A 10,827-nucleotide genomic window follows, 5' to 3' on the forward strand; every position below is an offset into this window, starting at 1 on the left:
TATTTTACCATCTTCTTTTGCTGACTACCATGCTTTGGAACCTGCGCGGATCGCCTGTTGTCTCACCATACCAGGCAGCACATGCTACAGATAGCACAAGATCGTCATGTACACCCTCTCTCCATGCTTCATATGAGTCATGACCTGTCTTGATGTTGATCTTAACTTTGAAATTTAACAATTCGTTGTTGAACGTCTGCGCGTCCTTCAGCCTGCTGCTTACTTTGATCCTTGCGTTCTGATACAGGACCTGCAGCACACCAGCGAGATCACGCTTTGGTACGTTGTAGATATCACCCTCACGTGTAACAGTGCTGCCTCCGTGTATGGAGATCCCGACAGGGTGCAGGTCTGCCTGCTTGAAGCTATCAAAAACAGGCCGGCCAACGCCTGTAGAGTCAATTACTAGAACAGGCCCGCCACCACTACCATGATCAGCGAGCTTGCACAGGCTGTTATATATCCGCACCACATGATTGATGATCACCGGGTATGGTGTGCCTAATGCCACTCGCTCCAGGTATCGCACCAGGTATAGCGGCTTCGGCTGATCTGCTGGCTGCCGCTGCTCCAGCACACATATGGCTGTGTAGTCCTGCGCCTGACCTAAATCAACTCCTATGATATTGTTTTTAAACGTTGTGTATTTTTCTTTCCCTTCCATTTAATCACCTATTAACAATGGTTCAATGTCGTCTGATATCGCATTCTGGACCTGCTCATACGTGAACACCTGATCCACGGTTTCAGTAAATGAGCCCAGGTATTCGCTCTGATAAAAGAAATCAGGCATTGCTGCTTTTTCCTCCTGCAGGAACTCGGCGGAGATCCTCGGACAATCATGAGCAGTGATTTTGATCCTCTCCCATGCTTGCCCCTCAGTCCACTCGCGGAAGAAATGGCCTCTCTTGCCAAACGGGGTGCTCATCAAGATCAGCTTCCCACCACTCACAGCTAACATAGGTCTGACAGCAAAATACAGCTCATCACCGACTCGCGCCGCTTCGTCCTCGATGATGAGAGCAGCGCCTGAGAAGCCCCGTATGGTGGCCTCTGTGGAAGGCAGGGAAACGATCCTGGAGCGGTTCTCTAACGTGAGAGAGAGCTTGTTATCTTCCTGCAGTGAAGGCTGCTGTTCAAGCTTACTGAGAGCATCCTGAACCTTCCTGAAGAGCTCGCTAGACTGCCTGAGCGATGGACTCACAAGTAAGATGAGAGAGCCGGGATAAAACAAGGCCCTGTGCAATGCCAGGATCCCTGCAGTAGAGGATTTGCCGCTCTGCCTGCAGCAGTTTAGCAGTAAGCGCTTGCCGTTCCACCTGAGCGCGTGAGCCTGCCAGGGATCAGGTGTGAACCCCAGCGATGCAGCGAAGGCCACAGGATCTAATGCAGCTGTGAGATCAGTTCTGATCATGGCCGACCTCCTGTAGTGCAGCTGCAAGCCTGAGTTTAGCTTCAGGAAATGGTTCTAAGGCATGCAGTATGACCGTCCGTAATTCCAGCCACTCCGGCGCCAGAGTGATGTTGATTGTTCCTTCCTGCTGCAGCTCGCCCTGGAGCTTGGCCAATAATTCCAGGCAGCCTTTCGCCTCACGCACACCCTGCAACGCCGTCCTTAGATCACCTGCTGCCTCTGCCTTGCCGAGCAGCTCCCATGCCTTTCTCTGTAACTGCTTGACCTGGTCCAGAAGTGTATCAGCCTGTGCTACTTCCTGCGCTGCCTGTGCCTTTGTCAGCTCTACGGGTAGGTGATCCTTGTGCCTCACCAAAGTTGTTGCTGATGTACCGTAACGTTCCGCAATATAACGATACGGCTCACCTTTCACTAAGGCCGTGTTGATTTCGTCTTTCTGTTCATGTTCGCATATTGTGCATTTTCTAGGCATGATGATGATCTCCTAATTCTACTGAGTTGCAAGGATTATTTCCCAGAAAATAATTTGCCCGGCCACAGCCTCTACAATTCATACCGCATTTCCCAATGTACCTGCAGCGCGTGTCAGGATCGCTTTTCAACTTCCGCCGCACTTCGTTTTTGTGATATGGCTTGTTGGTCATGATCTCACCTCGCTAGAAGTCTGACCGTCAATAAATCCGATCGTACACCCCATGATCTGTTTGATTACCTCATAGGTGATTACCAGGACATCAGGATCTTTAGTCTCTATCAGATCCAACAGTTTATTGAGATCCTCTTTAGGGAGCCGGGCGAGGTATGGAATGACGTAAGGATCTAGCTGATAGCCACACTCAGCGAAATGTTGGATCACCCAACCAAAGTGATGCAAGCGGTTTATCATGCTGCCGGCTCCTTTTCCAGAACATTGATAGCAAAATCCACTTTCCCTTTATCCTGCATGTACTCAGGGAGCATGTGGATGAAATACTCGCGGAAAGCGTCCTTTGTCCTGCCTTTATCGTATTCCTTCTTTGCAAGGCTGTTTAACCTGCCCGTCTTAGCTGCCTGCAAGAAGCCGGGATGAAGCTTCCTGAGCGCAGTCAACATATCAGTATCAGACTTGCCGTTATCCTCTATGGACGATTTAGCCGACGATTTAGCCGCCTGGTAAAGTGTCGAACCGTTATCAGTAGGAGCACGATTTAGCGTTTTAGCCATTTTAGCTGTTTTAGAGAGAGAAGAAGAAATTTTTTCATTTTCTTTTTTACCACTACCCATACCAATATTTGTGGTGTGCTCTCTCTCTATATCACTAAATTGATTATATATATTATTATTTTTTATTATACTGCTAACGATTTCATGATTTAGTTTTAGTGCTAAATCATGACTAAATTGTGCATAAAACGCTAAATCGTTGAGTTTTGAACGATCGAGAGCGACTACTGTTTCATAGCTATCCCATATACAAAAATCGTCCAATTGATACACGTTTTTGTAGTAAATTCTGGTAGCATCTTCATCTCCATCTTTGTCAGCCACCTTCATGCATGCCAGACCTTTGACCTTCTCAAGCATGCCCGATTTTCCGTCCATACCGCGCATGATCTGGCTGAGCCTGCCTGCACTGATTTTAGCCACCCTCTGCAGCGTTTCGGCGGAGGCCTCATAGTGGTCTTTCAGGTGCTGTATGATCAGCATCTCAGTTTTATTGAGCTTGGTCGTCTGTGATGTAGCTCTCTGCCTGTATAGCTGCTCCGCGTCCTCATAGTCCTTGATATGCGCTATAAGGAAACCGTCCTGGTCTTTGTGTCGCTGCCTGTGCCTGATCGCGGCAAATGCCTTTACCAGGTCGAAGAAGATATCCAGGTTGCGCCTGTTCTCCGGGTTCTTCCAGGCGATAGCATCCACATAAGGGATCCTGACCTTGTGGGCATGCTCCTTGATATCTCTGATTATTTCCCGGCAAATAAACACGTCAGTATTTTCTGGGTATTTCTCGGTGCCTTCTTTCGCAAGCCTGTACTGGAATTCCATGACCTTGAGGTCCTGATCAGGTGAATCATCGACCTCAACGCAGACCTGGCGGTTGAGCAGTTGTGAGCTCTGCGAATCGTCCACGGACGTTAGCCACCACACAATACGCGGCGGTATCGTCAGCGTCTTAACTTCTCGGTTAGCGTCCACTGTTGTGTGTGTGTCGCCTGTCTGGAAGTTTGACGAGGCCCGTTTGATCACCCCTTCCAGGCCCTCGGATAGGATAGTATCATCAGAGAATATGACCGCGCCTCTGGGTATCTTCATGTAGAAGATAGCTTTATCAGATAATGTGGTCGCTATCTTCCACTTCTTAGGCACAAGATGAAGCATCGCTCTGAAGCAGTGGGTTTTGCCTTTTCCGCTCTCTCCACTGCCTTTGGGCTGGATTCCGTCGCTGTTAAGGACCGACTGGCTGCCTATCGAACATGCCAGGACTTTGGCCGTTTCCACGTCGCCGACATGGATTGACTGGTGAGTGTCTAGAATGAACTTGAGTGGATCCCCGTGTTCTGCGATCTCCATGGCGGCCTTCTTTATATCCACCCTGGCCGGTTCGTTATCTTCTGGCGCGCTGTCCTTTTCAGCTCTATACTTCTTGTCTCGGACAGGACAGTTCCAGTAATCGCAATAGCCGGCGCCGAAGATTTCTTTAAGTTCTTTGCATGAGAAATGATACCCGCCCGTGCCTGTATATGCTTGTTCGAACAGCGGTTTGACATTGTTTAGCCGCAGCATGATATCATCTTTTGTCAGGCCATCACATTTCTTCAGGAATTTTTCTATCGTTTTTTCAATGGCATCCCACGTATATTTACACTTTTTAGCCATTAGAGCTATGCTTGCGCCCCCATAATACCGCTGCGAATCTCTGCCTTTATCGAGCAGCAGTTTAATACACGGGAACTGATTGATTTTAGTGTCGGTAAAATCCAGGTCGTTTATATTAAATTCGTTGTTAGAAGTTGCTTTTTCTATCTCGGTCCTGATTGCGCTCTCTATATCGTTCTTGTATCCGCTTATATCCCACAACTCGAGTTTATCCGGGAATCGTAATGGTAAGCTGCCGGGATCCGGCCTTGTCGCTGGTATATCGTCTATGGGCGTCTTGAAATTACCATTCGGCCTTAAAGTACCGTATTCCCGTACCTGTGAGCCTAACCTGTTTTTGCCGAAATTGATCTTTTTGCCATCCAGTTTGATAATGTCCCTGGTTACCTGGCTCCTGTCAAGAATTGTTTTTAGCAGCGCTTGCCTGGTGATTTTCAGTAAATCGACATCAAGAGTTTTAGCGCTGTCAAATAGTTCTGCATCAAGGTCTAAATCAGAAAAGAATATGCTCAGGTGTACACCGTTGCCGCCTGAATAGCTTAACTGGTGTGGGATATTATCTATCCTGCAGCGCTTCACAATTTTGCTGAACTCGCGGTGCAGCACTGACCAATCTTTGACATCAGGATCAAACAGAAGCTCATTATCGAGTATACGCCTGGTATAAATCGGCTGTCTGGTGTGGCCCCATACGTCCTTATAATAATTCCATCTGTATAGCATAGCCTCGGTGTCGCTCGCGTCTTCTGGTGTCGCGCCTTCTATCGCCTTGATGAGGATGGGCTTTCTGGAGATTGCCTGCAGCCTGTCCAACCATGCGCGCTGCTGCAGGAGAATGTCGGCGTTGGGCGTGCTCATGCCTCTGCCTCCCTGCGTCCCGGGCACACTACAGGCGAAGAGTTAGCTTTATAACCCTTAAAGTCGTTGTGATACATAAGTGAGCTCGCCTTCGTTGATACGCTCGCTGTTCCGCCCGGCCTCGCTCGGTCGGGCTTCTGCTTCTTCTGCTGCTGCCACTATTATCATTTTGTTGTCTTCAAAGGCGATAGAAACCTCATTCTGTCCTGGAGTAACACAAGAATCTAGGATCTTACCAGGTATCCAGAGAACAGCACCAAGGACCTGGCCACTTGAAGTACGATGTATTTTCGCGCTCGCTATAGTTTGCGAAATGGCTATAGGCGATGCCTGCATTGTAATCACCGCTGACCCCTCCGATCTGGACGGTTGGCGGCGCTGGCTGGTTGAGTTGGTAGCCCTTCAGCCAGCGCTTTTCGAATCGCTGCGTTGATATAGGTACTCCGGGGTACCATGCCCCTCTCTTTCTCAAGCCGCTCAAATGTTTTGGGCTCAAAGCTTACGCTCTTTACGATGGATTCTGTCATTAATTCTCCTGACTGAATTTAAGCTAAAACATTATCCTGTTATGCTTTTTCAATCATTAATACTACTAATATTGTTAGTCTCCCTTATAAAGCTGAAAAAAACAGAAAACTAAGTTGCAGTAATAGCGCAAAAAATTAAAAACCTATAGCCCCAACTTTGGTACACACCGCTCATATTCAGTTTTAATCTGCTCTGGTGTCACAATCGTATAAATATCGGCAACAGCACTTAGCGCGTCCCCTCTGATCCTCCTCAGGATATCCTCACGGCAGCGCGCATTCCTCATCTCTGTAGTGAACACTGACCTGTAGGTATGCGGTGTAAATTTCTGGGTAAAATCTTTTCCATTTGATAAGCCATTAGTAATAGCTACAGCATTAAGACGCTTCCTTGCTGTATCCCTATTCAGGTGTGTTCCTCTGATCGATGTGAAAATGTGGTTATCTTTGATATCCTTTGGTCGAATTATGAGCCACCGTTTTAGGACCTTAATAATTTCATCATCAATCGGTATGCTCCTGGATTTACCGCCTTTTCCCTTACGAATAAGAGCAAATCCGTTCTGAAGATCTACGTCCTGAATTTCAAGATTGAGAATTTCCGAGATCCGCATACCTGTCTTGGCTGCAATAACTGCAATAGCTTGATCGCGCGGATCCGTCATAGATAAGATGGCTTTCCTGACATTCTCCCAGGTTGCTGTTGACGGACGCGGTTTTCTCTCGTGCTTTATCTCACTCGATAGATCGGCAGCAGGATTAATTTTAACATTGTATTCGGGCCGTTTATGCAGGAAGTTAAAAAACGATGATAGAGCTTCAATATATTTGGCCTGGCTGTTCCGACTCAATTCTTTATCCTGCATATGTTCAAGATATCGCTCGATATCTCTCTCTGTGATTTCCTCAGGTTTTTTGTGTCCCACCCATTCGAAAAACCGAACTACTATCCTGGAATACTCAGATATTGTCCTGAGCGATCTATTTGTTATCCTTTTGCGCCTGATATAATCCTCAAGAGCAGGCATACCATTTGAATAAATCTGTGTTCCGGGCTCGCTCATGCTATCAGCCTCCATCCATTGATCCTGCGTGAATATTCTACCTGCCCCTGTTCTGCCAGGCGATATAAGGCAGCCATCACCGGCTGTATGATCATTGCTCCGAAGTGCTGATTAATAATAGTCTGAATGATGATATCTATATCCGTGAATTTCTTTGAAGTCAAACATTCAAGAATCATCTCATCTGTCAGACCTTCGAGAGTAACGTTAAGCTGTGCATTTCTCTGTCTTTCCTGGATGAGCTGCAGTTCAAGGCTCTTAATTCTCGCCCTCAGTTTCTCAGCGTCATCAGTTGCAGAGTAATTAATCGGCTCCGTATCCTGTTTGAATAGCTCCTCCCCGGCGCTGGCCAGTTCCTGAACATATTCGCTTCGTGATTTTCCTTGTGTTTTTGCGTCTTTTAACCATCTTTTCGCCCGAACCTCAGGAGCGTACAGCATCACCGTAACAGTATTCTCATTTAATCCCATTTGTTCTTGCCATTTTGTCTTTGCCATGTATTCAGTATTAGTAGGTCAATCCATATATAGATTACTAATCTATGTACTCAGAGGCAGAATAGAACTCTCTTTCTTCAAAATCCCTCTCCCTGCGATAACACCCGTAGCCGCAGCATTCACTATATCCCGCGACAGACCTGCGCCGTCCCCTGCTGCGAACAGGTTCTTGATCGTGGTTTCCATATTCCTGTCAACCAGAACCTGCATAGAATAGAACTTGACCTCGGGTGCATACAGAAGGGTTGAATCAGATGCTACTCCAGGTATTATCTCATTCAGTACCTCAAGCCCTTCTCTTATATCAGTGACTATACGATGCGGCAGAGCCATGGAAATATCTCCTGGAGTCACGTCCTTTAGCGTATTTATCACAGGGTTCTTTTTAAGCCTCTCTCCTGTACTTCGCCTGCCGCGCCTGAGGTCGCCCATCCTCTGAAGTACAGGTTTTCCTCCGCCTATGGTGGTGGCAAGTTTGGCGATCGATCTGCCATAACGTACAGTGTTCTCCATAGGTTCTGTGAGATCGATCCTCACAAGGAAAGCGAAATTAGTATTATCAGACTGCATACTCCTCATGGAGTGCCCATTTGTAGCTATGAATCCCTCGTACTCTTCCTTGACAACAAAACCATGCTCGTTAGTACAGAATGTCCTTACAAAATCATCGTAGGTCTTTGTCTGTATATGGAACTTTGGATCGCGGTTAATTCTGGTAATCGGGTCCATGACAATCGCAGGGACCTCAACCCTCACACCTACATCAATCGGAGCGTATTTTGCCCCTATTTTATGTTTCTTCACAAGCTCATCTATCCATGTTGCTCCAACCCTGCCGGGCGAGATTATAGTAGAGCGAGATCTTATCTCCAGTCCATTTTTTAATATTACACCTGTACAGACATCATTTTTGATAATCAGGTCATCCACTGAAGTATTAAGCAGGAACTCAATGCCTCTATCTTTCAGGTCTTTCTCAAAGTTGCCGATCACCCTCTGGGCATTATCAGACCCCATATGTCTCTGTGTTATTTCAATAAACCTTGCTCCAAAAGCCGCAGCACGGCGCTTCAGGTGTTCAACCTCTTCTCCTCTGGGAATATACAGTTGCTCAGGCGCACCGTATCTCACGAACACCTTATCTACATGGTCAACCAGTTTCCAGGCATACTCGTGATCTTGTACCTGCAAAGCCAGGTCACCGCCTACATCAGGCCGGAGGTTCAGGGTTCCATCAGAGTAAGTCCCGGCTCCTCCCACACCGCACATTATATCGCACGGGCTGCAGTGGGTGCAGATGCCCTGACGCTTCATCTTACATTCACGCTCATCTATACTGTGTCCCTGATCGATGATAAGAACATCCTTTTTTCCCGCAAGTTCATCTGCAGCGAACATGCCAGCAGGCCCTGCTCCCACGATTATAATATCATATTCCTGCTTTTGCGGTCTCATGATATCACCTCTGAAAGCAAATCCATATCCCGGGCCGTCTTGATCTCACGGGCGATACGCCGTCCTGTTGAAAGTCCTTCGTCCACCAGGTCCGCATAAGGCGAGCCTGAAATAAACAGGTTTGTCCCTGCAACGATGCGTGCTGAGATCTCAAAGACCTTCAACTCAAGCGTGTCGGTTACTACGGTCTCAAGGCAGAAAGGACCGACCATACCTCCGAACAATTCAAGCGATTTCTCAACAACCTGCTCTCCCATCTCAAAGACCCTGGGGAGAAGTGACTCCCTTACGATAAGTGGCAGGTTGCCTGTTACAACAAACGTTGGATATATCTCAGCCTCAGCCAGTTCAGTGGGTGAACCGATCCTGAAGATCTCATCGGCGTTTGATTCCACGCGTCTGTCTATGCCTAAGAGCTCAAGTGTACCCTTACTCAATGCATAGCCCTCATGCTTGATAGGTGAATAGAAATAATGCATGTAGTAACGTGTTCCAAGAACGAACTCCTGTATGGTGTATTTTTCAGCCGGGTTAATCCTCTTCTGGAAATCCGAATAATTCTTCACTACAAAGAAACCCATGCCGCCCTTTGCCCCGTAATACTTTACCATCATAGGTGAATCGATATCCTCCGGGTTCTTTATCTGCCTGGGCATTTTTATACCCGCAGCTTCAAGCCACATCCGGCTCATATCCCGGTCAGATTCCCACTCAAGCACACGGCGGTTGCCAAACGTGGGGAGATGAAGCTTATTGAAATTAGCTGCTCCTAGGTATTCAACAAAAGAACCATGCGGGATAATTATGGCATTTTTTCTTGCGAGCTCATCTGTTTTTGAAATTATCTCTTTATAATCTTTCACAGTGAAAAATTCGTCCGGCTTGGCCTTCGGAAAAGCGTCATAGAACTTTGGCGGCGCATTTATGCAGATCCCGATGGTTCTGAAGCCCTCTTTTCTTGCCCCATCAAAGATCTGAAGACTGCTGTGCGAGCAGACCGTGGCAATAGCTAGTTTATCTTTATCGTAGTTCTCTAAGATTTCAAGAATCTCCTGTTTTGTGACCATCATGTATTTACGTAGTACAACAGCTATATATTTTGCTGAGCTAATTAATCTTATGGATGTGTTGGCTTGTTTAGTTGAAAATATAAGGCATTTCTTTTGTTTAATTTATGATTTACTGGATGGTCTCCTGTCGTCCACAAGCACATGATTTATATATCCCTGCTGCAAAGTTATAGATACGAAGTTTTAGAAATGATAAGCAGGAAAATGAGATTAACACTCTTAATAGGCTTTGTCGGATTGGTCGCTCTCATGTATATCTCGATATCAGCAATACTCCTTGCTCTGCTTCTGGGACTTCTTCTTGTTCCTCCTGTACTGGTTCTTATATCAATAATTATAGAAGGTGTCCCCATGATCATAAAAGAATTGCAAAGTATACTGGCTTCAAAGAAGAATTTCTTTGTGATCTCGATATCAAAAGAATCTATCACTCTGGAACCACAATTTAGATAGGTCTTTAAAGGTCTGGAATATAACCAATGAAATCTCTTGCAATAATCAGAGCAACAGATATCTTAAAACTCAAATCAACATTAGTGGAAATGAATCGGACAGGCCTGGACTTTAAAGGCAAGCCAAAAGAAATAAACCCTGCCTCTTTAGAGAAGACATTATCCGAAGTATATAAAGCGTCTGATATACACTATGAGATCTGTGCTCTTGTTCCTATCGTTCAGGATTATGAATCATTGCAGAGTAAAATAAAGAATATACCCCTTTATTCCAGTGTGCTTATCCTGGATGCTTCACATGCACTCTGGGATAAATTTATCAAATTAATTCCCATCCTGCCAGATCTTAATATCCCAAAAGTATATCATAAAGACGCAAATAAACAGACCGGTGATCCAGAAGGAAAGTCTTCAGGGGTTTTTCTTGGAGTATTTGTCAACAGAAGAGTACAGATGCAAACAGGCTCCGGGGTCGTGTACACAGGCATTCTCAGACATGCTGATTCAATCGGTGTTTTTTTTGAGCCATCAGATAACTCTGCCCCTTTTTTCATTACATGGCACGATATCAAAAAAGGTAACTACTCACCTTTTTTAAGCTAAAGCTTTGAGTATGTGCTCTTTTCCAGAGCTGAGA

Annotated in this window: 13 protein-coding genes; 2 read left to right on the plus strand and 11 right to left on the minus strand. The window is 46.1% G+C overall.

Annotation, left to right across the window (positions count from 1 at the left end):
- Positions 1–4: 4 nt before the first annotated feature.
- From ANME2D_RS16670 to ANME2D_RS02645, 11 genes are all read right to left on the minus strand, one after another.
- The gene (locus tag ANME2D_RS16670; RefSeq protein ID WP_052368522.1) at positions 5–664 is read right to left on the minus strand and encodes a hypothetical protein; all 660 of its coding nucleotides are present in this window, start codon (positions 662–664) and stop codon (positions 5–7) included.
- On the minus strand, positions 665–1,414 hold the full coding sequence (locus ANME2D_RS02600; RefSeq protein ID WP_048088954.1) for a terminase large subunit domain-containing protein: 750 nt from the start codon (positions 1,412–1,414) through the stop codon (positions 665–667).
- Positions 1,401–1,769 (minus strand): hypothetical protein, encoded by a 369-nt coding sequence (locus tag ANME2D_RS02605; RefSeq protein ID WP_157833915.1) that lies wholly within the window; start codon positions 1,767–1,769, stop codon positions 1,401–1,403. Before ANME2D_RS02605 ends, ANME2D_RS02600 begins: the two co-directional genes overlap by 14 nt.
- A gap of 285 nt (positions 1,770–2,054) precedes the next feature.
- Positions 2,055–2,177 (minus strand): hypothetical protein, encoded by a 123-nt coding sequence (locus ANME2D_RS18790; RefSeq protein WP_277812896.1) that lies wholly within the window; start codon positions 2,175–2,177, stop codon positions 2,055–2,057.
- 119 nt (positions 2,178–2,296) lie between these two features.
- Positions 2,297–5,125, minus strand: a complete 2,829-nt coding sequence (locus ANME2D_RS02615; protein ID WP_048088964.1) for a hypothetical protein — start codon at positions 5,123–5,125, stop codon at positions 2,297–2,299.
- Between the two features lie 57 nt (positions 5,126–5,182).
- Entirely contained in the window at positions 5,183–5,461 is a 279-nt protein-coding gene (locus tag ANME2D_RS02620; protein ID WP_157833916.1) for a hypothetical protein, read from the minus strand.
- 5 nt (positions 5,462–5,466) lie between these two features.
- Positions 5,467–5,652, minus strand: a complete 186-nt coding sequence (locus tag ANME2D_RS02625; protein WP_048088967.1) for a hypothetical protein — start codon at positions 5,650–5,652, stop codon at positions 5,467–5,469.
- A 143-nt stretch (positions 5,653–5,795) separates the two neighbouring features.
- Entirely contained in the window at positions 5,796–6,716 is a 921-nt protein-coding gene (locus tag ANME2D_RS02630) for a tyrosine-type recombinase/integrase (RefSeq protein WP_048089255.1), read from the minus strand.
- Positions 6,713–7,213: a hypothetical protein gene (locus tag ANME2D_RS02635; protein ID WP_048088970.1), complete on the minus strand. Its 501-nt coding sequence runs from the start codon at positions 7,211–7,213 to the stop codon at positions 6,713–6,715. Before ANME2D_RS02635 ends, ANME2D_RS02630 begins: the two co-directional genes overlap by 4 nt.
- A gap of 42 nt (positions 7,214–7,255) precedes the next feature.
- Positions 7,256–8,668, minus strand: a complete 1,413-nt coding sequence (locus tag ANME2D_RS02640; protein WP_048088973.1) for an NAD(P)/FAD-dependent oxidoreductase — start codon at positions 8,666–8,668, stop codon at positions 7,256–7,258.
- Complete coding sequence (locus ANME2D_RS02645) at positions 8,665–9,735, minus strand: formate--phosphoribosylaminoimidazolecarboxamide ligase (RefSeq protein ID WP_048088975.1); 1,071 nt, start codon at positions 9,733–9,735, stop codon at positions 8,665–8,667. Before ANME2D_RS02645 ends, ANME2D_RS02640 begins: the two co-directional genes overlap by 4 nt.
- Positions 9,736–9,927: 192 nt before the next feature.
- Here ANME2D_RS02645 and ANME2D_RS02650 point away from each other — a divergent pair, with 192 nt between their 5' ends.
- Positions 9,928–10,191, plus strand: a complete 264-nt coding sequence (locus ANME2D_RS02650) for a hypothetical protein (RefSeq protein ID WP_157833917.1) — start codon at positions 9,928–9,930, stop codon at positions 10,189–10,191.
- A gap of 26 nt (positions 10,192–10,217) precedes the next feature.
- Positions 10,218–10,793, plus strand: a complete 576-nt coding sequence (locus tag ANME2D_RS02655; protein WP_048088979.1) for a DUF356 domain-containing protein — start codon at positions 10,218–10,220, stop codon at positions 10,791–10,793.
- The last annotated feature ends 34 nt before the right edge of the window (positions 10,794–10,827 follow it).

Origin of the sequence: Candidatus Methanoperedens nitratireducens (assembly GCF_000685155.1) — an archaeon.
GTDB lineage: Archaea > Halobacteriota > Methanosarcinia > Methanosarcinales > Methanoperedenaceae > Methanoperedens > Methanoperedens nitratireducens.